The sequence below is a fragment of the Nocardia sp. A7 genome (assembly GCF_046549215.1).
GTDB lineage: Bacteria > Actinomycetota > Actinomycetes > Mycobacteriales > Mycobacteriaceae > Nocardia.
This window is the reverse complement of the sequence record NZ_JAJPWE010000006.1, coordinates 218,803-241,206: the sequence shown is the minus strand read 5'-3', so window position 1 is coordinate 241,206 and position 22,404 is coordinate 218,803. Positions and strand designations below refer to the sequence as shown.

Sequence of the window (22,404 nt, the reverse complement as noted above, 5' to 3'; positions counted from 1 at the left end):
TTCGCTGTTGTTCAATGTCCAACCTTCCACGACCGGGGGGTACATGAAAGGCCGGAACCAATAATAATTATTGGCACTGACATTCATCGACACACTATTGAGTTCTCAAAGAACACACGCACACACTCCCACCCACAACTTCTCGTAGGGGTTTCGGTGAGGCAAGGGTTCAAACTTTAGCTCAGCCAACCAGCCGGAAGCAAATCCGTACCATGTCGGTCTGAACACGCAGTCAGTCAGGCGCTCATCGTACTACCTCGTGTCCCGGCCGCTGGGCGGCTGAGTCGGTGTCCGTGTCGCTCTGACTGGAATAAAGTTACGTGCCGACCAACAGCAAGTCAAATCGGCTGGTCAAGGGCGGTTTCCACGCAGCAGGTCGGTGGTGAACCAGCTCGGCGCGGCCGCCGTGAAGCGGTGGCGATCCCACTGTCCCGCGCCTTCGGGGATGGTGCCGACTATCGGAGTCTCGGTGACTCGCGGAAGATCGTCGCGATTGCATCGCGAGGCGAGGTCAGGGTCTGTCGGCCAGGAGCCGATGACCAGGCCGGCGCAACGAACACCGGCCGCGGCGAGCGTGCGGGTGGTGAGTTCGCTGTGGTTGAGGGTGCCGAGTCCGGCCGCGGCGACGACCAACACCGGGGCGCCGAGCTTCTGGGCGAGGTCGAGCAGGGTGAACTCCCCCATCCGCACCAGTAGTCCGCCCGCACCTTCGACCAGGACCAGGTCGGCGTCGGCGAGCGAATCGACGGCGGCGACGGTGTCGCTCAGTGTCAGTAGCGGCATGGCCGCGCGGCGTGCGGCGGTGTCGGGGGCGAGTGGTTCCGGGTAGCGGGCGAGTTCGAGGGTTCGGGTCACGCCCGTCAGGCGGGTGACTTCGGCGAGATCGCCGGGTTCGCCGGGGGCGATGCCGGTCTGGGCGGGTTTGCAGACCGCGACGGTGCGGCCCGCGGCCTGTGCGGCGGCGGCCAACGCCGCGGTGGCGACGGTTTTGCCGACGTCGGTGGAGGTGCCGCTGATCAGCAGGACAGTCATGCCGTCACCGTTTCCTTGCCGCGGGCCGACACGAGAACCTCGCCCAGGACCTCGGCGATCGTCTCGAGTTCGGTGGGAGTGAGGTCGGCGCGGGCCGTGAGGCGCAGGCGCGAAGTGCCTTCGGGGACCGATGGCGGGCGGAAGCAGCCGACGTCGAGGCCGCGGGCGCGGCACGCCTGCGCGGCGTCGAAGGCGACGTGGGCTTCGCCGAGAACGACCGAGACCACGGCCGAATCGGGATCGGAGACACCGGCGATTCGGGCGATGTCGGCGGCGCGGTCGAGGACGCGAGTGGCCATCGACGGGTCTCGGCGCAGCAGCGACAAGGCCGCGCGGGCCGCGCCGACCGCGGCCGGAGCGAGACCGGTGTCGAAGATGAAGGTGCGGGCAGCGTCGATGAGGTGGGCGCGGATCCTCGCATCGGCCAGCACCGCCCCGCCCTGGGCGGCGAATGCCTTCGACAGGGTCGCGGTGACGACGAGGTCCGGTTCGCCGGCCAAGCCCAGTTCGTGCACGAGCCCGCGTCCGCCCGCGCCGCGCACCCCGAGCCCGTGGGCCTCGTCGACGATCAGGATGGCGCCGTTCGCACGAGTGACGCGATGCAGGTCGGCCAGTGGCGCCAGGTCGCCGTCGGCGCTGAAGACCGAATCGGTGAGGACGAGGGCGCGCTCCTCGGTACGGTCGGCGAGCAGTCGTTCGACTGCGGCGACATCGCGATGCGGCGCGATCGCGACTCTGGCGCGGGAGAGCCTGCACGCGTCGACCAGCGAGGCGTGCGAGCCTGCGTCGGAGACCACGAGGGTGCCGCGTCCGGCCAGTGCGGTGACCACGCCCAGGTTGGCGGCGTAGCCGGTCGCGAAGACCAATCCTGTTTCGGCGCCGACGAATTCGGCCAGTTCGGCTTCCAGGAGTGCGTGCTCCGTAGTGGTTCCGGTGACCAGTCGGGAACCCGTGGAACCCGCGCCCCACCGGCGCACCGCCGCGATCGCACCCTCGACGACTTCGGGGTGCCGGTGCAGGCCCAGGTAGTCGTTGGAGGCGAGGTCGATCGCGGGCGACTCAGCGGCGCGCACGCGCAAGTGCCTGCGTAGCCCGGCGTCGACGCGCTCGGCCGCTCGCTCGTCCAACCAGCTCAACGGATCCGTACTCACAGTTGAGCAGCATACTTGAACACCGTTCAGGACGGGTGGCCGCGCACCTGAGCACTCCCCCCGACGGCAGCCGCGATCCCGCGGCGGTCATCGACAGGAACCGGTACCTGTCGACCAGATGGGTCGCGCGCTTCGCTGCCACTGCGAGGCGCACGGCTCGGTGCCGAGCGAGTTCACGCGAGGGAGGCTTTCACCGCCGCGCGCACGGCATCGGTGATGGTGGCGATATCGGCGGAGCTGCTGATAAAGGGCGGCATCGTGTAAACGAGGTTGCGGAACGGGCGCAGCCAAGCGCCCGCGTCGACGGCGGCGTCGGTCGCGGCACGCATATCGACCGGGACTTCGAGTTCGACGACGCCGATCGCGCCGAGCACGCGGACCTCGGCGACGCCCGGCAACTCGGCGAGCGGCGCGAGGCCTGCCCGCAACTCCGACTCGATCCGGGCCACCTCGCCGCGCCAGTCCCGCGAGCGCAGCAATTCGATCGAGGCGACCGCCACTGCACAGGCGAGAGGGTTGCCCATGAAGGTCGGCCCGTGCATCAACCCGCCGTGTGCCGCACTGATCGTTTCGGCGATCCGCGCCGTGCACAGTGCCGCGGCCAGTGTGAGATAGCCGCCGGTCAGCGCCTTGCCGACGCACATGACGTCCGGCGCGACGCCCGCGTGGTCGGCGGCGAACAGCTCGCCGGTGCGGCCGAATCCGGTGGCGATCTCGTCGAAGACGAGCAGGACGTCGTTGTCGTCGCAGATCCGGCGCAGTTCGGTGAGATAGCGCGGGTCGTGCCAGCGCATGCCGCCGGCGCCCTGCACGACCGGTTCGACGATGACCGCGGCCAGCTCGTCGCGGTGGGTGGCGACCGCGCGTTCGAGTTCGGCGACGTAGTCGGGTTCGAAGTCGCGCGGCGGCGCGGGCACGAAGACCTGCTCGGTGAGGACGTCGGTCCACAGCGAGTGCATGCCACCGTCGGGGTCGCAGACGCTCATCGGGGTGAAGGTGTCGCCGTGGTAGCCGCCACGCCAGGTGAGCAGCCGGTTCTTCGCCGGGCGACCGAGGCTGCGCCAGTACTGCAGGCACATCTTCGTCGCGACCTCGACCGAGACCGAGCCGGAGTCGCAGAGGAAGACCTTGTCCAGGCCGGCGGGCGTGAGTTCGACCAGCAATTGAGTCAGGCGGGTGGCCGGTTCGTGGGTGAGGCCGCCGAACATCACGTGACTCATTCGCTGCGATTGCGCGAGCAGCGCCGCGTCGAGGACCGGGTGACAGTAGCCGTGGACGGCCGCCCACCAGGAGCTCATCCCGTCGACGAGTTCACGGCCGTCGGCGAGCGTGAGTCGTGTTCCCGCCGCACTCGCCACGACGAGCGGCGCGGTGGTCGCGGGGAATCCGCCGTAGGGATGCCAGACGTGTTCGGCATCGAGGGCGGTGATCTGCTCGGGGCTCAGGTCCACAGGTTTCCTCGTCGTCGCCCGGGGCTGCCGGGACGACAGCCTTGAACGCCGTTCAAGTTATCACTTGCCGCCGCCACCGGGCCGGGTGTCGACGTGATTCGCGATCGCGGTGGGTAGCCGAGCCAACGCGTCACGGACCGCCCCGAGCGATTCCGTGCCGAGTTCGGCCTCGATCGCCTGCTCTATCCGCTGGATGTGCTGCCCGGCCAGTGCCACCGCGTCCCGTCCCGATGCCGTGAAGACGATCAGTCGCGCGCGCCGGTCGGCAGGGTCGGGTGCGCGCTCGACGTATCCGTTCTTCTCCAGATGCGTGACCAATTCCCCCATCGACTGCTGGGTCATCCCGGCAGCCTCGGCCAGCGCGGTCACCCGGGATCCGCCCGGCCTCAGGTACCGGAACACCGCGTAGTGCGCGGGACGCAGGTCGGCTCCGAGCCCCGCGCGCAGTTCGGGGTTCAGCGCACGCTCATAGGCGTCAGCCGCCTGGACCAGCAGTTTCAGCAGGGAGAACTGCTCAGCCATTGACATGATAGGAAGTTTACCTTTATACCTTGGTCATGGCTGACATCGGATCCGTTCTCACCTTCCGCAACGGGCATCGGGTCACGCTCGTCGACCGTGGCGCCGACGCGCGGGGCGCTTATCTGCGCCTGGAACACGTACTGCCGCACATCGGCAGGCAGGCGGGCCCGCACTGGCACCCCGAGATCGGTGAAACCTGGACTGTTCGCACCGGTCAGGTGCGGTTTCGGGTCGACGGAGCAGAGATCGTCGCGGGGCCGGGCGATACGGTGACCGCTCCCCCGCAATCCGCTCGCCCTCGGGCTGCTGTGGGAATACCAGGACGGCTATCTCGCCGGTCCGCCCGCGTTCTCGCAGCGGCTGATCTTCGGTGGATTGGCCGGGCTCGCGCGGCGCACCGGCTACGCCCGGCGATTGCTCGCGACCGTATCCGCCTGAGCGGTGGTGAGCGAGCGGCCGGTCACATCGTGCGCGGTGGGCCCAGGGTTCCATTACTGTCGTAGCATGTCGAGCCCGAACGACCGTCCCGAGGTGTGGCCGGGCACCGCGTATCCGCTCGGCGCGACCTACGACGGCGGGGGCACGAACTTCTCGGTGTTCTCCGAAGTCGCCACGAAGGTCGAGCTCTGCCTGATCGCCAAGGACGGCACCGAGACCCGCGTCGACCTCGACGAAGTCGACGGTTATGTCTGGCACGCCTATCTCCCCTCCGTCATGCCGGGTCAGCGCTACGGCTTTCGCATCCACGGCCCGTACGATCCCGAGCTCGGATTGCGGTGCGATCCCAGCAAGCTGCTGCTCGACCCGTACGGGAAGGCGTTCGACGGCGAGTTCGTGAACGACCCCTCGCTCTATACCTACGGGCTGGATTCGCTGGGTCACACGATGACCGGGGTGGTGATCAACCCGTTCTTCGACTGGGGCCCCGACCGACCGCCGAACCGGCCCTATCACGAGACGGTGATCTACGAGGCGCACGTCAAGGGCCTGACGATGACGCACCCCGACATCCCGGAAGATCTGCGCGGCACCTATGCGGGCCTGGCACATCCGGCGATCATCGGGCACCTCAAGTCGTTGGGTGTCACCGCGATCGAGCTCATGCCGGTGCACCAGTTCTTCCATGATCACGTGCTCACTGATCAGGGGCTGCGAAACTACTGGGGCTACAACAGCATCGGGTATCTCGCGCCGCACAACCAGTATTCGGCCCGGCCACGGGGCGACGGTGCGGTCGCGGAGTTCAAGGCGATGGTGCGCGCCATGCACGCCGAGGGCATCGAGGTGATTCTCGATGTGGTCTACAACCACACCGGCGAGGGCAACCACAACGGGCCGACGCTGAGCCTGCGCGGGATCGACAACGCCGCCTACTACCGGCTCGACGACACCGACCCCGAGCACTACAAGGACTACACCGGCACCGGCAACAGCCTCAATGTCCGCCATCCGCACACGCTGCAGCTGATCATGGACTCGCTGCGCTACTGGATTCTGGACATGCACGTCGACGGGTTCCGCTTCGACCTCGCCGCGACGCTGGCGCGCGAATTACACGATGTGGACCGACTTTCCGCGTTCTTCGACCTGGTGCACCAGGATCCGGTGGTGAGTCAGGTCAAGCTCATCGCCGAGCCGTGGGATGTCGGCGAGGGTGGCTACCAGGTCGGCAACTTCCCCAGTCTGTGGACCGAGTGGAACGGCAAATACCGTGACACGGTGCGTGACTACTGGCGTGGGGAGCCTGCGACGTTGGGCGAGTTCGCCTCTCGGCTCACCGGGTCGTCGGATCTGTACGAGTCGACGGGGCGCAGGCCGGGCGCGAGCATCAACTTCGTCACCGCGCACGACGGCTTCACGCTGCGAGATCTGGTGTCCTACAACGAGAAACGCAATGACGCCAACGGCGAGGACAATCGGGACGGCGAGAGCCACAATCGGTCATGGAACTGTGGTGTCGAGGGCGAGACCGACGATCCACGGGTGCTCGCGCTGCGCGCTCGTCAGCAACGCAATCTGCTGGCCACCCTGATCCTGAGTCAGGGCACGCCGATGCTCGCCCACGGCGACGAAATCGGCCGCACCCAACTCGGCAACAACAATGTGTACTGCCAGGATTCACCGCTGGCGTGGATGGACTGGTCGCTCGCGGAGTCCAATTCCGACCTGCTCGAGTTCACCCGCACGGTGATCGCCTTGCGTACCGAGCATCCGACCTTCCGGCGCCGCCGCTTCCTGGCCGCCGGTCCGAGCGACGACCAGGGTCACCGGCGCGAGATCGCGTGGTTCGCGCCCGCGGGCACCGAGATGACCAACGACGACTGGGACAGCGGCTTCGGCAAGTCTCTGGCTGTGCTGCTAGACGGCGACGGCATCGCCGAACCGGGTCCGCGTGGTGAGCGCATCACCGACGACTCCTTCCTGCTGTGCTTCAATGCGCACGACGAAGCGATCGATTTCGTGCTGCCAGGCCCGGAGTTCGGCGCGCAATGGTCGCTCGCCCTGGATTGTTCGACCCCGACCGGCGCGGCCGATGCGGTGTACGCCGCGGCGGCGACGCTGCCGGTCGCCAGCCGCTGCCTGCTCGTATTGCGCCGAACCACCTAGCCGCCGAGCGAGACGATGACCGAGACCTATGTGACCGACCCGGTGACCAAGCTGCACCGCGCGCCCGTGCGGGCAGGCACGGTGCGCAGCACCTACCGCTTGCAGCTGCGCCCCGACGCGCTCACCTTCGCCGATGCTCGCGCCATCGCCGAATACCTCCAGCAGCTCGGCGTCTCGCACCTGTATCTGTCACCGATCCTCACCGCGGCGCACGGGTCGACGCACGGTTACGACGTCACCGATCCGACCACGGTCTCGGCCGCGCTCGGCGGGCCGACGGGGCTCAAAGCACTGTCGGACGAAGTGCGCAGTCGTGGCATGGGATTGATCGTCGACCTGGTGCCCAACCATGTGGGTGTCGCCGACCCGCGGCAGAATCCGTGGTGGTGGGATGTGCTGCGCAACGGTCAGAAGTCGCAGTACGCCAAGTATTTCGACATCGACTGGAGCTCGGGTAACGGCGCGGGCGGACGGCTCGCACTGCCGGTGCTGCAGAACGAGAACGACCCGGCCGCACTGACCGTCGACCGGTCGGGGCCGGAACCGATGCTGGCACTGCATGATCTGCGATTCCCGATCGCGGCGGGCACCGACGGCGACAACGCGCTGCGCATCCACGACCGCCAGCACTACCGACTGGTGAGCTGGAAGGCGGGGCTGTGCACGTATCGGCGGTTCTTCGCGGTGAGCAGCCTGGCCGCGATCCGGCAGGAAGACCCGGAGGTGTTCGAGGCGACGCATCGGGAGCTGGCGGCCTGGTGCGAACACGATCTGATCGACGGCGTCCGGATCGACCATCCGGACGGTTTGTCGTATCCGAGTGCGTATCTCACCCGACTACGCAGGGTGATCGGGCCGCAGCGGCTGCTGCTGGTCGAGAAGATCCTCGCCAATCGCGAACCCCTCGACGCGACGCTGCCGATCGACGGAACCACCGGCTACGACGCGCTCGCCGACCTCGGCGGGGTGCTGATCGATCCGGCAGGCGAGTCGACGCTGACCGAACTGTCCCAGCACGTCGCCGGGCACGGTAGCGACCGGGCGTGGTTCGGCGAGACCGAGCATCGCATCAAGCGGGCCGTCGCCGAAACCATTCTGGCGCCGGAGATCCGGCGGTTGGTCGCCGCGATCAAGCGCGACGGCAATGCGGGCAGTTTCGACACCCTTGCGGTGAGCAACGCGACCATCGAGGTACTGGCCTTCATGCCGGTGTACCGGGTGGATTACGCACCGCTGGCCGGGATGACGGCCGCCGTGGTGGCCGAGGTCGAGAAGCGCAATGCCGAACTGACGGTGCCACTTTCGGTGCTGGTGACCGCGTTGTCGGTGGGCGGCGAGGCGGCGCGGCGGTTCTCGCAGGTGTGTGGGGCGATCACCGCCAAGTCGGTCGAGGACACCATGTTCTATCAAGGTGCACGGCTCGTGTCGCTGCAGGAGGTGGGCGGTAATCCGGCGCGATTCGGCCACTCCGTCAACGACTTCCACCTGTCCAACAGTGAACGCGCGCAGCGCTGGCCCGCGACCATGACCACGATCTCGACTCACGACACCAAGCGCGGTGAGGACGTGCGCGCCCGGATCGGGGTGCTGTCACAGGTCGCCGATGTCTGGTCGCAGCGGGTTCGTGGTTGGCTGGAGACGACTCCCGCGCCTGATGGAGCCACCGCATTGTTCTTGTTGCAGAACATGTTCGGGGTGTGGCCTGCCGACGGCCGACCCGCCTCGTCGGTGCCGGGGCTGCGGGATCGGCTGCACATGTTCACGGAGAAGTCGATTCGCGAGGCGGGGACCAAGACTTCGTGGGAGGAGCCCGACGCGGAGTTCGAGTCGGCCGTGCACGGCTGGCTCGACGCGGTGATCGATGGGCCGGTCGGCACCGGGATCGGCGATCTCGCCCATGAGCTCGCCCCCCACGCATGGTCGGATGCGGTGGCGCAGAAGCTCTTGCAACTGGGCGCGCCGGGAATTCCCGATATCTATCAGGGCACCGAACTGTGGGAGGACTCGCTCGTCGACCCCGACAATCGGCGCCCGGTCAACTTCGCCACCCGGGTCGGGATGCTCCAATCACTCACCGACACACCGTCTCTGGATACGACCGGGGCGGCGAAGATGTGGGTGGTCGCGTACGCGCTGTGGTTGCGCCGGGAGCGGCCGGAGTGCTTCGTCGGCGGGATGTATCGGCCGCTGTACGCCGTCGGGGAGCACGCTCATCGGTTGATCGCCTACGGGCGGGGGCCCGCGGGTGAGGCGCCGGAGGTGATCGTGGCGGCGACCCGGCATTCCGTGGGGCTCGCGGCGACGGGCTGGCTCGACACCACGTTGCCACTGCCACAGGGCAATTGGACTGATCGACTCACCGGGAACACCTTCGCGGGTAGTGCGCGGGTGGACAAACTGTTCGCCCGACTGCCTGTCGCGTTGCTGGTGCGCTGACAGCGCGAGGCGCAGCATATCCGTACTGCTACCGGGCAAGCAGATCCGAGAGGCCGGGCACCGGCGAGGGACCGACGCGGTGTGCGTCGGTCCCTCGTGTCCGGCTCAGTGGCCGCGGCGTAGGCCGAGGTACTGCAGGGCGGCGAATCCGCCGACGGTCACCGACTGCATTACCGCCCACACCGCGCCCACCGTGGTGAGACCCAGTGCGCCGGTCGACAGCGCGGCAAGGCTGGCCACGACCCAGGCGGTGTTGCCGATCGCCACGACTGCTGCCGCTGGCCGGTTGACGGGCGACGAGCGGCCGACGAACGCGACGGCGAGGCCGTAGGCGGTGAGGAACGCGCCGATCGCGAGGCCGACGCCGGCATCGAGTCCGAGTAGCCGCTCCAGCGGTTGCGCCAGCACCAGGTAGGCGACGCCGTTGGCGGTGGTGACGACCGCGTCGAGGCGCAACGACACACGCAGCAGGTTCTCGCCGGAGGCGAACAGGGCGGACAGGCGGGACGGGGCGGTGGTGGTCATGACGAATCTCCTTGGCTGCGAGGGGGTTATGTGGTGGCGGGGACCTGGTCGAGGAAGCCGTAGACGCTGTCGATGCGGCCGTCGGCGATGACTGCGACGTCGAAGCCGATCACGACGGCGGGGGCATCGACGGGGCCGAGGCCCCAGGTGAAGCGGACCTGGTCGTGGTGGGCGTCGACGGGGCCGGCCAGGGTGAAGGTCCAGTCGGGGAACTGGGTTTGGACGCCGGCGATGGCGGCCTCGAGTTCGGCGTGGCCGGTGACGGCGACCAGCGGGTCGACGTAGCGGGCGTCCGGGGTGAACAGGCGGGCGATGGCGGAACGGCGGGCGGCGGGCTCGCGGGTGTTCCAGGCTTCCAGGTACTGTGCGACGACGGTGTTCATATCGACCTCCGAAATAGGCTTTGAGCTGGTGTTTCGCGGTTTGTTCCTGCGATGACACCAACGTTATGGTGCGCGGGGGGTGGGTCGAATCAGTCGCCTATAGGTACTTTTTCCGTCGCGACTACTGGCGGTACCGGCACGGCGATACGGTGGAGCCCATGCTGCACGGACGCGAGACCGAACAGGCCAGAATCGATGACCTGCTCAGCGGGGCACGCGCGGGCCGCAGCGGGGCGTTGGTACTGCGCGGCGAGGCCGGGATCGGGAAAACAGCGCTGCTGGATTACGCAGCGGCGCAGGGTATTCCGACAGTGCGCAGTGCGGGCATCGAGTCCGAGGCCGAATTGCCCTTCGCGGCACTGCATCTACTGGTCCGGCCCGGAATGGAGCTGGTGGGGAATCTGCCGTCGCGGCAGCGGGACGCACTCGAGGCGGCGTTCGGTCTCGGCGAGGACGCGCCCGCCGATCGGATGCTGATCGGGCTGGCGGTGCTGACCCTGCTCGCCGAGGAGGCGACGCAGGGACCGCTCCTGTGCCTGATCGACGACGCGCACTGGCTGGACCAGGCCACCGCGGAGGCACTGTTGTTCGCGGCGCGCAGGCTCGAGGCCGAGGGGGTGGTGATGCTGTTCGCGACGCGCTCGGGGCCGCAGGATTTTCCCGCTCCCGGGCTGACCGAACTCGCACTGTCGGGTTTGCGTCCCGATGCGTCGGCGGCACTGCTCGATGCCGGGACAACACCGTTGAGTCCGGCCGTGCGGTACCGATTGCTCGTCGAGTCCGGCGGCAATCCGCTTGCCCTGCTTGAACTTCCGGCCGTGGTCGGCGAGGGCAGTGTCGATGATGCGAATCCGTTGCCTCTGACGCAGCGGTTGCAGCTGGCCTTCCACGGCAGGGTCACCCGCTTGCCCGTGGCGACGCGGACCGTGCTCCTGGTCGCGGCGGCGGCCGGTGCCGCCGACCTGGCGCCGATACTGCGTGCGGCGGCCGGACTCGGTGCGTCGCTGCGGGATCTGCAACCCGCGCAGGACGCGGGCATGATCGGCACCGACGGTCAGGTGCTGACCTGGCATCATCCGCTGATGCGGTCGGCGGTGTATCAAGGCGCCGCGCTCACCGACCGGCTGGCCGCCCATCGCGCGCTCGCCGACGCACTGACCGATGCCGATACGGCCGACCTGCGCGCATGGCATCTCGCCAGTGCCGCAACAGGTCCCGATGAAAACACCGCGACGGCACTGGAGCGAACAGCCGATCGGGCCCGGCGCCGCCACGGCCTCCACGCCGCCGTGGCCGCCTACGATCGGGCGGCCGCGCTGAGTATCGACACGAATGCCCGCGTGCGCAGACTCGTCCTCGCCGCCGAGTCCGCGACGGAGGCAGGCCTCACCGATCGCGCAGAGCGGCTGGCCGAGCGGGCCGCGTCCCTGTCGAGTGACATCCGGAAGCCGGAAGTCGAGGTTGCCGCCGACGACCGAGCAACCGGCGGCCCGAAGGGGCAGGCGACGAGCCCGGGCGGACGCGAGCCTTTCAGCTCCACAGGGGTAGTCGGCGAGCAGGTCGTCAGGGCCGGGGTCGGTGGTCACGGGTTCGAGCTACGGCTGGACCTGGTGCGGGCGCAGGCAGAATTCGCCGGTGGCAAGCCGGGTTCGGCGCATCGGCGGTTGATGGCGGCGGCCGTTGCGGTCCGCGAAACCGATCCCCGTGGTGCGGCGCGGATTCTGACCAAGGCTGTGCACACCGCGTGGTATCTCGGGCCCGATGAACTCGACGAAGTTGCGGCCGTGCTGGCGACGCTGCGGTTGGTGGAAGACGACCCCGCGACACCGATCGTGCGGTACCTGACCGGGTCGGTGGCCGGACAGCGGGTCGCCGACCTGCGGGACACGGCGGCCGCCGCACAGGCGGGTGGGGCGGACAGCCCGGCCGATCTCGTGCAGTTGTGTGGCAGCGGATTGGTGGTCGGGCAGGACGAACAGGTCGAGGAGTTGGCAGGCGAGTTGATCGGGCAGGGCAGGGAGCAGGGGCGGATCGGGTTGCTGGCGCCGCTGCTGTTCTTCCGATCCGAGGGGTTGTTGTTCGGTGGGCGGCCGAAGGAGAGCCGGATCGCGGCCGAAGAGGGGTTGCGGATCGCACGCGACATCGGTCAGGTGCAATGGGTCAGTCAGATCCACGCGTTTCTGGCATATCTCGCTGCGCTACAAGGCGATTCGGCATCGTGTAGCGACCACGCCGAGCGTGCGGTGGCCGAGGAATTCGGCGGACCGGGCGCGGTCGGTGCGTCGTGGGCGCACGCGGCCGTGGCGCTGCTGGCACTCGGTGAGGGCAGGCTGGAGCAGGCGCGGACAGAGCTCGCGCACATGACCGTCGAACCGGCTCGACACCACGTGATCGGGCTGCGCACGCTCCCGGATCAGATCGAAGTGGCAGTTCGGCTCGGTGCGACCGACCGCGCGTGCGAGGCGCTCGATCGGCTCACGCACTGGTCGCGGCGGGCCGGACAGGACTGGATCGCGGCGCTGGCGGCCCGCGGACGTGCGCTGGTGGCCGACGGATCGGACGCCGAGCAGCATTTCCGGTCCGCGCTCGCCGCGAACCGGCCGTTCGACGAAGCCCGCACCCGGCTGCTCTACGGCGAATGGCTGCGCCGCGACAAACGCAAGGTCGACGCGCGCACGCAACTGGAGCAGGCGATGGCCCTGTTCGATCGGCTCGACGCGACACCGTGGAGCGAACGCGCCCGCACCGAACTCGGCGCACTCGGCGTCGGAACCGGCGTGCGCGCGAGCGGTGGTCCGCTGAGTTCGCTCACCCCGCAGGAGTCACAGATCGTGCGGCTGGCGGCGCAGGGGTTGTCGAATCGGGAGATCGCGGCCCGGTTGTTCCTGAGTCACCGCACGGTCGGCCATCACCTGTACAAGGCGTATCCGAAGCTGGGCGTGCTCTCGCGCGGGGAATTGAGCGCGCTCGATCTGACGGAGTAGTTCGGAAGCGCGGAAACCAGCTGGCGCGTCTACCGAGGACACCGGCGGCGGCTCAACGCAGGAGTCGGGCGCGCCGGATCAAGTGCGAGACGCGGTGCGGGTGGCGCCGATGGTCCAGCGCACCGCGGCGACCGCAGCCGCGACCAGCACGGCCACCTGCGGTGACCCGACGATCAGCAGCAACAGTGCCCCGACAACGAGCGCGGCGACGAGCGCCTCGAGCTTGTAGACCGGCCAAGCGCTGCCCGCGATGTCGACGGTCGCCGATGCTGCCGATGAGGTGAGCACTGCCATGCAGACCAGGATAGGCGCACATCGAAGTTCGGGCCACCGAACTTATTCGAATCACCCTATCGGGAACATCACATCGCGTTGGTTCGTTGTGCAGGTCATGCCACTCACAGGAGAGTACGCACCGAGCACATCGGACTGGGCACGCGAACAGGCCGAGACCTACGAGAACTCCGGCGGTACCGAGGGCGCTTCGCTGCAGGGCAAGCCCGTCATCCTGCTCACCACGAAGGGCGCCAAGACCGGCAAGCTGCGCAAGACGCCGCTGATGCGGGTCGAGCACGACGGTGAGTACGCCGTCGTCGCCTCGCTGGGCGGGGCGCCCAAACACCCCGTCTGGTACCACAACATCAAGGCCGATCCGCACGTCGAATTGCGCGACGGCACCACCACCAAGGACTACACCGCCCGCGAGGTCGACGGGGACGAGCGAGCGCTGTGGTGGGAGCGCGCGGTCGCCGTGTGGCCCGACTACGACGAGTACACCAAGAAGACCGATCGCGTGATCCCGGTCTTCGTCCTCACCCCGCGCTGAAACCGCAGGTCCGAGCCCACCCGCCGTGGCCACCACGGCGGGTGGTTCCCCTCGTCGTGCGTGCGGGGCGCCTCGGTAGCATTGTGCGGGTGCCCCCCATCGCTGACGTCGCCGAAGTGTCCGTAACCCGTCCGCCGCTGTCCGCGGACGAGATCGACGCCGCCGCCAAGCGAATTTCCGACATCATCGAGCCGACACCGCTGCAGTACAGCGCGCGACTGTCGGCGAGCACCGGTGCGCAGGTCTACCTCAAGCGCGAAGACCTGACCGCGGTCCGCTCCTACAAGCTGCGCGGTGCCTACAACCTGATGGTGCAGCTCACCGCCGCCGAGCGCGCGGCCGGTGTGGTGACCGCCAGCGCGGGCAACCACGCGCAGGGCGTGGCCTTCGCCTGTCAGGCGATGGGTGTGCGCGGGCGCATCTACGTGCCGACCACCACCCCCAAGCAGAAGCGTGACCGCATCCGCGTGCACGGCGGCGAGTTCGTCGAGTTGATCGCGGTCGGCGAGACCTACGACGCGGCCGCCGCGGCCGCCGCCGACGATGTGGCCCGCACCGGCGCCACCATGGTGCCGCCGTTCGACGACGCCCGCACCGCCGCGGGTCAGGGCACCATCGCCGCGGAATTCCTCGAACAGCTCGGCACCGCGCCCGACCTGGTGATCGTCCCGGTCGGCGGCGGCGGCTGCCTGGCAGGCATCGGCACCTACCTGCGCGAACGCGCCCCACACACCGGTCTGCTCGCCGTCGAACCCGCCGGCGCCGCCTCGCTCACGGCCGCGCTGGTCGCAGGCGCACCGGTGACGCTGCCCGAGATCGACCCGTTCGTCGACGGTGCCGCCGTTCGCCGCATCGGCGAACTGCCCTACCGGGCCGCGGCCTCGTTCGGCGGCCGGATGGTCTCGCATGCCTCGCTGCCGCTGCTCACCACACCCGAATCCGCCACCGGCACAGCACTTTTCCGGGTGATGCTGGTCGACGAGGGCGCCATCTGCACCGCGATGCTCGACCTCTACCAGAGCGAGGGCATCATCGCCGAGCCCGCGGGCGCGCTGGCCACCGCGGCACTGGCCGAGATCGACGTGGAACCCGGCAGCACGGTCGTGGTGCTGGTCTCGGGCGGCAACAACGACATCTCGCGCTACGGCGAGATCATCGAACGCTCGCTCGTGCATCGCGGTCTCAAGCACTACTTCCTGGTCGACTTCCCCCAGGAACCCGGTGCGCTGCGCCGCTTCCTCGACGATGTCCTCGGCCCCGACGACGACATCACCATGTTCGAGTACGTCAAGCGCAACAACCGCGATACCGGAGCGGCGCTGGTCGGCATCGAGCTCGGCGCCACCGACGACCTGGCCTCGCTGATGCACCGCATCGAGGAGTCCCCGATCCAGGCCGAACGCCTGGAACCGGGTTCCCCCGCCTATCGCTACCTGACCTAGGAGCCCGCGCGGCGGTCAGGCCGCCGCGCGGTCCTCACGGTGTCCGGATACGCGACTCGCGCGCACGCTCGACACGACCAGCGGCAGCAGCCAGCCCATGGCGAGCTGGTCGTAGGGCAGCAGGATCTGATCGAGCCGGTTGTGGACGTAGGCCACCGACAGACCCGACTGCGGGTCGACCCAGCCGAACGAACCACCGAGTCCGATGTGGCCGAAACCGTGCCGTGCGCCGGGGACGGGCAACGAGTGGTAGCCCAGGTGCCACATCATCGGCAGGTAGAACAGCGCGTGGTCGAGCTTGTAGGTCTGGACCCGGCGGATCGCGGCGTGTGCGCTCGGCGACAGGTACGGGGTGCCGTCGACGGTGACCCCGTCGGCCAGCGCGGCGTACATCTTCGCCAGCCCGGCGGCGGTGGCGACACCGTTGCCCGCCGGCATCTCGCTGTTCAGGATCGGGGGGTCCTCACCGTCGAGGATGCCGTCGAGGCCGGGCACGAACAGGCAGCGCGCGGCCGCACCGAGCGGTCCGGGCAGCCGGAAACCGACCTTCGCGAGGAAGCCCGCAGCGAGCGGGTGCGCGGCGAAGCTCAAGTGCGCGCCCGCCAGCGGGGCGTACTCGGTCGACGAGTCCGCGGCCGGACGCCCGAGGTGAATGCCGTCGATACCGAGCGGATCGGTGACCTCGCTGCGGATCAGCTCGCTCATGTTCCGGCCGGTCGCGCCCCTGGCGATGCCCGCGAGCAGCCAGCCGTAGGTCAGGGCGTGATAGGTGGGAGTGCCGAGCATCCGGTCCGGGGTGGCCAGCGCGAGACGGTCCTCCATCAACTCGTGATCGAGGGCTTCGCCCGCGGTGTTCGCGACCGCGGACAGCGACGACAGTCCGGCGCGGTGGGTGAGCACGTCGGCGACGGTGATCGCGCCCTTGCCGTGCGCGGCGAAGCGCGGCCAGTACTCGGCGACCGGCGCCTGGTAGTCGATCACTCCGCGGTCGGCGAGCCGATGGATGACGGTGGCGGTGACGCCCTTGGTCGCGGAGAACACGATCGCACCGGTATCCGCGGTCCACGGCCGGTCACCCGCGCTGCCGATCCAGAAGTGGGCGAGTGGTTCACCGTGGCGATAGACCGCGAGCGCACCGCCCGCGTCGTGGCGGTGGCCGATCAAGGTGGCGAAAGCGCGCACCAGCGGACCGAATCCGGCCGGGGCGTAACCCCCGACACCGGCCGGGAGGGCAGCGCTGTCCTGCCCGTAAGCGTCGTTGCTCATCATCCAACTATACGGCGTTATGTCTATTCGGCAACGGCTCGTTTCGGACTGTGGCCGACCCGTGGCCGGACGGAATCACTCGGTGATCACCGTGCCCGCGCCGTCACCTTCCTCGAGCACGGCGAAGCTGTGACCCGAAATGAGTGTTCCCGCAACACTTTCGGTCGCAGGGGACCAGGCGAGCAGCACGCGACCGTGCACCGGGATCACCACTTCGTCCTCGGCGAGGTTGCACACCACTGCTATTCGGCCACGACGCAGGATGAACCAACGCTGTGCTTCGTCATAGTCGGCCCAGACGCGTTCCAGCCATGGATCAGTGAATTCCGGCCTGGATCTACGCAAGGCCAGCAGGCTGCGGTAGCAGGCGAGCAACCGTGCGTGCGGCTCGCGACCGACCTCGGTCCAGTCGAGCTTGGAGCGGGTGAAGGTGGCCGGGTCCTGTGGGTCGGGCACCTCGTCGGCGGACCAGCCGTGTTCGGCGAATTCGGCACGGCGCCCGGTGGCGGTGGCCGCGGCGACCACCGGGTCGGTGTGGGAGGTGAAGAACTGGAACGGGGTGAGCGCGCCCCACTCCTCCCCCATGAACAGCATCGGGGTGCTCGCCGAGAGCAGCACCAGCGCCGCTTTGACCGCGAGCTGTCCGGGGGTGAGGTAGGCGCTGGGACGGTCCCCGATCGCGCGGTTGCCGATTTGATCGTGATTGCAGGTGTAGCCGAGCAGTGCGCTGCCGGGGACGAGGTCGCGCCGGAGGGGCGCACCGTGGGTGCGACCGCGGAAGCTGGAATAGGTTGCGGCGTGGAAGAACCCGTGGGTGAGCGTCTGCATCAGGCAGGCCAGTGAGCCGAAATCGGCGTAATAGCCCTGTCTTTCGCCGGACACGGCGGTGTGGACGGCGTGGTGCAGGTCGTCGTTCCACTGGCCGGTCAGTCCGTAGCCGCCTGCCGCGCGCGGGGTGATCAGGCGGGGGTCGTTGAGGTCGCTCTCGGCGATCAGACTGAGCGGTCGGCCCAGATGCGCTGCCAGCGCGGTGGTTTCGACGGCGAGCTCGTCGAGCAGGTGGGTGGCGGTGCGGTCGACCAGCGCGTGGACGGCGTCGATGCGCAGCGCGTCGAGGTGGAATTCGCGCAGCCAGCGCAGGGCATTGTCGATGATGTAGGCGCGAACCGCGTCCGAGCCGGGACCGTCGAGGTTGAGGCTCTGACCCCAGGTGTTGCGGCCGGTGGTGAGGTAGGGGCCGAAGCGTGGCAGGTAGTTGCCGCTGGGCCCGAGGTGGTTGTAGACCACGTCGAGGCAGACCGCGAGGCTCCTGGCGTGACAGGCGTCGACGAAGCGTTGCAGCCCGTCGGGACCGCCGTAGCTTTCCTGCACCGCGTACCAGCCGACGCCGTCGTAGCCCCAGTTGTGGGTGCCGTCGAAGGCATTGACCGGCATGAGTTCGACCGTGGTGACACCGAGGGTGACCAGGTGGTCGAGGTGCGCGATCGCCGCGTCGAACGTGCCGTCGGGGGTGAAGGTGCCGATGTGCAGCTCGTAGAACACCGAGCCCGCGAGGGTCCTGCCGGTCCAGTTCCGGTCGGTCCAGGCCGCCGGGTCGAGGTCGTGGACTGCCGAGGTTTCGTGCACGCCGTCAGGCTGGCGGGCCGAGCGCGGGTCGGGCAGTACGGTCGGGTCATCGTCGATCAGGAAGCCGTATCGTGCCCCCTGACCTGCGTCGACGCGCACCGACCAGTTGCCGCCACCGTTTCTTCGCATCGGGTGCTCGACCCCGTCCAGTCGCAGCCGCACCGCTCCCGCCTCCGGTGCCCACACCCGAAACTGCCTCATCGGCCCAGCATCGCACGGCTCGCGCCGGTGTGCTCGATCAACGATTCACCGCGCGTGTGCGGTGACCCCGACCGGTCCGGCGCCGACGCACAGCGACTGCCGCTCGTCGAGGGACCTGATCCGTAAGGTGTCACCACCACCGAGCAGCCGGACGTACACGGTGTTCAAGCCCGCACGCACGTCGGCGATCGTCTCGGTCTCGCCTTCGAAGGACAGGGCGATCCGGCCGTCACGTTCGGCGTGGTAGTTCACCTGGGCGGTCCAGTCGCGAATCTGCATGGGGCCGTTCAGCGGGAGGTTGGTGCCGGTGGTGCCGCGTACGCGGTAGCCGCAGCGGGGTTCGGGGCCTGCGACGATGGCGCGGTTCCACCAGACCTGGGCGTCGACGATGGCGCCTTCGTCGGTGATCATGCGCAAGCGTGAGGTCGAGAGCGCGAAGGTGGTGGGGGTGGCGATCGGGGCGAAGACGCGGTCGGTCATGTTCTCGGGGAAAGCCAACGGGTTCAAGACGTTCCACGGGACCTCTTGTGGCAGCAGCGGCGCATCGGCGGCGCCGGGCAGAGCGGCGTGCACCCCGGTGACATAGGTACGGGCCGGGCTCGGTTCCCATGATCTGGTGAAGGTGATCGTCGAGTACACGCTGCTCGCGAGGAACACGATGATCGCCGCGCTACCCACGGCCCGCCGCACGGGAGTGCCGGGCCGACGGGCATTTCGAGGAGTTGCGCCGTCGCCGGACAGAACATCTTGTCGGGCAGCACCGTTCGACCCGTCGACCGAACGCGAGCAGACCTGAGCGGACGCCAACCCGATCAGCGCGAGTGCCATGGTGGCGACCACAGCGAAGTCGGCGAAATAGCGCAGGGATTGCAGGAGCAGACCCGCGGTGCTCGGGCCGTCGCGCAGGAGCACCACAGGCGCGATGGTCGCTATCGCGTAGGCGGCGGCACACAGCCAGACCGCGACCACCCGGTGCCGGGTGCGAATCATCCACGCCACGAACAGGATCAGCAGGATCCAGCTCAGCGCGACCAGTGGGCCGGGCGGATCAGCCCACGGGGTGGCGGGTTGCCAGCGCTCCCAGCGCCACGGACCGCCGGACAGTGCGGGCACCAGCCCGTCCGACAGCGCCCGACTCCAGAGGGATCCGGGATGTTCGGGAGCCGAGAGTCCGCGCGGGCGTTGGATGACGAGCAGGAAGCACGCCGCCCACGTGAGCATGACCGCACCGGCTGCCGTCCACAGCGCGGCCCCACGGCGAGCGGCGTCGCGCGCCGACCCGCCCGACACGTGCGCCGCGAGCACCGCGACCGCGAAGGCGACCGGCAGCACGACCACCGATTTCTCGAAGAACAGCAACGCCACCGCGAACACCGCGGCACCCGACACCGCGTACCTGCGCCGCCCGGTCCGCACCAGTCGCACCGCGTCCGCGCTCACCCAGGCAAGGGCGATCTGCAAGGGCAGCGCGTTCACCGCCGCCGACCACCAGGCGAACGCGGGCACCGTCAACGGCACGAACAGGGAGAACGCCAACGGCCCCAGCATTCGGGCTCGAACCCCGAGCAGCACGACGAGCAGGCGCAACACGGCCAACGACGCGAGCAACTGCAACGCCACCAGCACCACGACCGCGACCGTCCAATTCAGCGGCGCCACCTCGGTGACCAGCCAGGTCAGCACGAACGCCAACGGCATCACGTGCCCGTCGTGGCTGGTGAACAGCAGTTCCGTCGACAACACCGGCTGAGCACTCACCCGGCCGATCAGCAGAAAATCATCCCAGTAGAAGAACCCCGACGCGGCCACCCAGCCGCGTAGTACCAGCTGCGCCGCGATCAACGTCGCCGCCACGAGCAGCACCGCTCGCCCGGACATCCGCCACGGCACCGGCCGCGACGGGTCACGGGAGTGTGGTGGCGAGTCGAGCAGCGGCACGGACGTCACGTCTCTCGACGCTAGCCCGTAGTTCGCGGGGCGGCCATCACGACCCACCACAGGGGTGTCACCGATGGCCTGTGTCCGCGCACAGGGTTATTTTGTACCGATCTGTTCAAAACATGCTACGGTCGACGACATGGCCCGACCCAAGGAATTCGACGAGCACCGCGCCGTGGAGGCCGCGATGCGGGCGTTCTGGTCCGCCGGTTACGAGGCGACCTCGACCCAGGACCTCTGCACCGCAACGGGTTTGGGCCGCAGCAGCATCTACAACACTTTCACCAGCAAACGTGACCTGTTCGATCGCGCGCTGCAGCACTACATGACGACGAAGAACGCGCCCCTGTTCGACATTCTCGACAGCGACATGCCGGCCAGGGAGCGGATCGGCACCGTGATGCGCCGGACCGCCGAGGCACCCGATACCGAACCGGCGGGCTGCCTCGTGGTGAACTCGATCGTCGAACTCGCCCCGCACGATGCCGCCGCACGGGCGACCCTGCGGGCCGACGAGCAGCGTCGCCTCGACGCGCTCACCGCGACGATCGAAAGCGGCCAGCGCGCAGGCGAATTCGCCGTCGATCGCGACGCACGCGCCATCGCCCAGTTCCTGACCACCACCATCAGCGGCATGCGCGTCGCGGCGCGCGGCGGTGCGGATCACGCCACCCTCGCCGCGATCGCCGACACCGCGATGCGCTGTCTCTGAGATCACTTGGCTCAGAACGTCTTTCACCATGCGCTTATTTTAGACCGATTGATTCAAAACGGTTTTCGACGTACGAGAGGTTTGTCATGCCGACCGCTGTCTACATCCTGGGCTTGTCCATCTTCGCCCAGGGCACCTCCGAGCTGATGCTCGCCGGCCTGCTCCCCGAGATGGCCGCCGACCTGGGTGTCTCCATTCCCAGTGCGGGACTGCTCATCTCGGCCTTCGCGCTGGGCATGCTGGTCGGCGCGCCGCTGCTGGCCGTGGTGACGCTGCGCTGGCCACGCCGCGACGCACTGCTGGCCTTCCTCGCGATCTTCGTCGCCGCCCATGTCGTCGGCGCGCTGAGCGGCGACTACTGGGTGATCCTCGGGACACGGGTGGTGAGCGCCTTCGTCTACGCGGGATTCTGGGCGCTCGCGGCGGCGACCGCGGTGAGCCTGGTGGCGCCCCAGTTGCGCGGGCGGGCGATGAGCATCGTCGCGGGTGGCCTCACCATCGCCACGATCGTCGGGGTGCCAGCGGGTACCGTCATCGGCCAGCACTGGGGCTGGCGCGCGGCTTTCTGGGCAGTCGCCGGACTGTCCGCGCTGACCATGATCGGCGTGTTCGCGAAAATTCCCGGCGGTCGGCCCACCACGGTCGCGGCACTGCGCGGCGAATTGCGGGTGATGGCGAACCCGCGGCTGTGGGTGTCCTACGGCGCCACCGCGCTGTCGACGGGTTCGGCGTTCGTCACCTTCGCCTACCTCGGCGCCCTCCTGGCCGACACGACCGGCATCTCTGTGGCGTGGGTCCCCGCGGTGCTGGGTCTGTACGGTGTCGGCGGGTTGATCGGCATCACGATCGGCGGGCGCTACGCCGACGCGCACCCGTTCCGCACCCTGTACGTGGGTGCCGCGGGGATGACGGTGGCTGCGGTCGCGATCGCCGTCACCGCGCACTCCCCCGCGGCGATGATCGTGCTGGTCCTACTGCTCGGTGCCTTCGGCTTCGCGACGAATCCGGCGTTGAACACTCGCGTCTTCACGCTGGCCGACGGCGCCCCGACGCTTGCCGCGGCGACCAACTACTCGGCGTTCAACGTCGGGATCACTGTCGGTCCGTGGTTGGGTGGACTGGCCATCGGCGCCGGGCTGGGCTTGGCCTCGGTGGGCTGGATCGGCGCCGCGCTCGGTCTGGCCATGCTCGCCACCGTCGCCCTGTCCCACCGGCTGGAGCGTGAATCCCGCACCGCCGCTGCCTACTCCGAGGCTCGAGCGCCCGCGTTCACCACTCTGGAGACCTAGCCAGTAGACCCGA

18 protein-coding genes are annotated in these 22,404 nt (G+C 68.7%); 8 read left to right on the top strand and 10 right to left on the bottom strand.

Going from position 1 to position 22,404, the window contains the following annotated elements:
• Window positions 1-351: 351 nt before the first annotated feature.
• The 4 genes from bioD to ACLJPD_RS29930 all read right to left on the bottom strand — a co-directional run bounded on the left by bioD (window position 352) and on the right by ACLJPD_RS29930 (window position 4,162).
• Window positions 352-1,032 carry a dethiobiotin synthase gene (gene bioD, locus ACLJPD_RS29945; RefSeq protein ID WP_410876547.1) on the bottom strand — a complete coding sequence of 227 codons (681 nt, stop codon included), beginning with the start codon at window positions 1,030-1,032 and terminating at the stop codon, window positions 352-354.
• Window positions 1,029-2,183 (bottom strand): 8-amino-7-oxononanoate synthase, encoded by a 1,155-nt coding sequence (locus tag ACLJPD_RS29940; protein ID WP_410876546.1) that lies wholly within the window; start codon window positions 2,181-2,183, stop codon window positions 1,029-1,031. Before ACLJPD_RS29940 ends, bioD begins: the two co-directional genes overlap by 4 nt.
• 173 nt (window positions 2,184-2,356) lie before the next feature.
• Entirely contained in the window at window positions 2,357-3,634 is a 1,278-nt protein-coding gene (locus ACLJPD_RS29935) for an adenosylmethionine--8-amino-7-oxononanoate transaminase (protein ID WP_410876545.1), read from the bottom strand.
• Between the two features lie 60 nt (window positions 3,635-3,694).
• Window positions 3,695-4,162, bottom strand: coding sequence for a MarR family winged helix-turn-helix transcriptional regulator (locus ACLJPD_RS29930; RefSeq protein WP_410876544.1), 468 nt, complete (start codon window positions 4,160-4,162; stop codon window positions 3,695-3,697).
• A 29-nt stretch (window positions 4,163-4,191) separates the two neighbouring features.
• On the opposite strand from ACLJPD_RS29930, the gene ACLJPD_RS29925 reads away from it, so the two are divergent.
• The 3 genes from ACLJPD_RS29925 to treY are packed head-to-tail and all read left to right on the top strand — an operon-like array spanning window position 4,192 to window position 9,199.
• Complete coding sequence (locus ACLJPD_RS29925; protein ID WP_410876543.1) at window positions 4,192-4,659, top strand: cupin domain-containing protein; 468 nt, start codon at window positions 4,192-4,194, stop codon at window positions 4,657-4,659.
• Window position 4,660: 1 nt separating this feature from the next.
• The gene (gene glgX / locus ACLJPD_RS29920) at window positions 4,661-6,763 is read left to right on the top strand and encodes a glycogen debranching protein GlgX (RefSeq protein ID WP_410876542.1); all 2,103 of its coding nucleotides are present in this window, start codon (window positions 4,661-4,663) and stop codon (window positions 6,761-6,763) included.
• Between the two features lie 15 nt (window positions 6,764-6,778).
• The gene (gene treY / locus ACLJPD_RS29915; protein ID WP_410876541.1) at window positions 6,779-9,199 is read left to right on the top strand and encodes a malto-oligosyltrehalose synthase; all 2,421 of its coding nucleotides are present in this window, start codon (window positions 6,779-6,781) and stop codon (window positions 9,197-9,199) included.
• Between the two features lie 105 nt (window positions 9,200-9,304).
• Here treY and ACLJPD_RS29910 read toward each other — a convergent pair whose 3' ends face one another.
• Both ACLJPD_RS29910 and ACLJPD_RS29905 read right to left on the bottom strand, forming a co-directional pair.
• Complete coding sequence (locus ACLJPD_RS29910; protein ID WP_410876540.1) at window positions 9,305-9,724, bottom strand: hypothetical protein; 420 nt, start codon at window positions 9,722-9,724, stop codon at window positions 9,305-9,307.
• Between the two features lie 26 nt (window positions 9,725-9,750).
• Window positions 9,751-10,107: a nuclear transport factor 2 family protein gene (locus ACLJPD_RS29905; RefSeq protein ID WP_410876539.1), complete on the bottom strand. Its 357-nt coding sequence runs from the start codon at window positions 10,105-10,107 to the stop codon at window positions 9,751-9,753.
• Window positions 10,108-10,265: 158 nt separating this feature from the next.
• On the opposite strand from ACLJPD_RS29905, the gene ACLJPD_RS29900 reads away from it, so the two are divergent.
• Complete coding sequence (locus ACLJPD_RS29900; protein ID WP_410876538.1) at window positions 10,266-13,091, top strand: AAA family ATPase; 2,826 nt, start codon at window positions 10,266-10,268, stop codon at window positions 13,089-13,091.
• 78 nt (window positions 13,092-13,169) lie between these two features.
• Here the strand turns inward: ACLJPD_RS29900 and ACLJPD_RS29895 are convergent, their stop codons facing one another.
• Window positions 13,170-13,385, bottom strand: coding sequence for a hypothetical protein (locus ACLJPD_RS29895; RefSeq protein ID WP_410876537.1), 216 nt, complete (start codon window positions 13,383-13,385; stop codon window positions 13,170-13,172).
• A gap of 97 nt (window positions 13,386-13,482) precedes the next feature.
• Here ACLJPD_RS29895 and ACLJPD_RS29890 point away from each other — a divergent pair, with 97 nt between their 5' ends.
• Both ACLJPD_RS29890 and ilvA read left to right on the top strand, forming a co-directional pair.
• Complete coding sequence (locus ACLJPD_RS29890; protein ID WP_410876536.1) at window positions 13,483-13,917, top strand: nitroreductase family deazaflavin-dependent oxidoreductase; 435 nt, start codon at window positions 13,483-13,485, stop codon at window positions 13,915-13,917.
• An 89-nt stretch (window positions 13,918-14,006) separates the two neighbouring features.
• The gene (ilvA, locus tag ACLJPD_RS29885; protein WP_410876535.1) at window positions 14,007-15,359 is read left to right on the top strand and encodes a threonine ammonia-lyase IlvA; all 1,353 of its coding nucleotides are present in this window, start codon (window positions 14,007-14,009) and stop codon (window positions 15,357-15,359) included.
• A 15-nt stretch (window positions 15,360-15,374) separates the two neighbouring features.
• On the opposite strand, the gene ACLJPD_RS29880 is transcribed toward ilvA, so the two are convergent.
• From ACLJPD_RS29880 to ACLJPD_RS29870, 3 genes are all read right to left on the bottom strand, one after another.
• On the bottom strand, window positions 15,375-16,625 hold the full coding sequence (locus tag ACLJPD_RS29880) for a serine hydrolase domain-containing protein (protein ID WP_410876534.1): 1,251 nt from the start codon (window positions 16,623-16,625) through the stop codon (window positions 15,375-15,377).
• A 75-nt stretch (window positions 16,626-16,700) separates the two neighbouring features.
• A complete protein-coding gene (gene treZ / locus ACLJPD_RS29875; RefSeq protein ID WP_410876533.1) occupies window positions 16,701-18,452 on the bottom strand; it encodes a malto-oligosyltrehalose trehalohydrolase in 1,752 nt (583 codons plus the stop codon).
• 45 nt (window positions 18,453-18,497) lie between these two features.
• Window positions 18,498-20,399: a hypothetical protein gene (locus tag ACLJPD_RS29870; RefSeq protein WP_410876532.1), complete on the bottom strand. Its 1,902-nt coding sequence runs from the start codon at window positions 20,397-20,399 to the stop codon at window positions 18,498-18,500.
• A 130-nt stretch (window positions 20,400-20,529) separates the two neighbouring features.
• On the opposite strand from ACLJPD_RS29870, the gene ACLJPD_RS29865 reads away from it, so the two are divergent.
• Window positions 20,530-21,102 carry a TetR/AcrR family transcriptional regulator gene (locus tag ACLJPD_RS29865; RefSeq protein ID WP_410876531.1) on the top strand — a complete coding sequence of 191 codons (573 nt, stop codon included), beginning with the start codon at window positions 20,530-20,532 and terminating at the stop codon, window positions 21,100-21,102.
• Window positions 21,103-21,188: 86 nt separating this feature from the next.
• Window positions 21,189-22,391, top strand: a complete 1,203-nt coding sequence (locus tag ACLJPD_RS29860) for a Cmx/CmrA family chloramphenicol efflux MFS transporter (RefSeq protein ID WP_410876530.1) — start codon at window positions 21,189-21,191, stop codon at window positions 22,389-22,391.
• Window positions 22,392-22,404 lie beyond the last annotated feature (13 nt).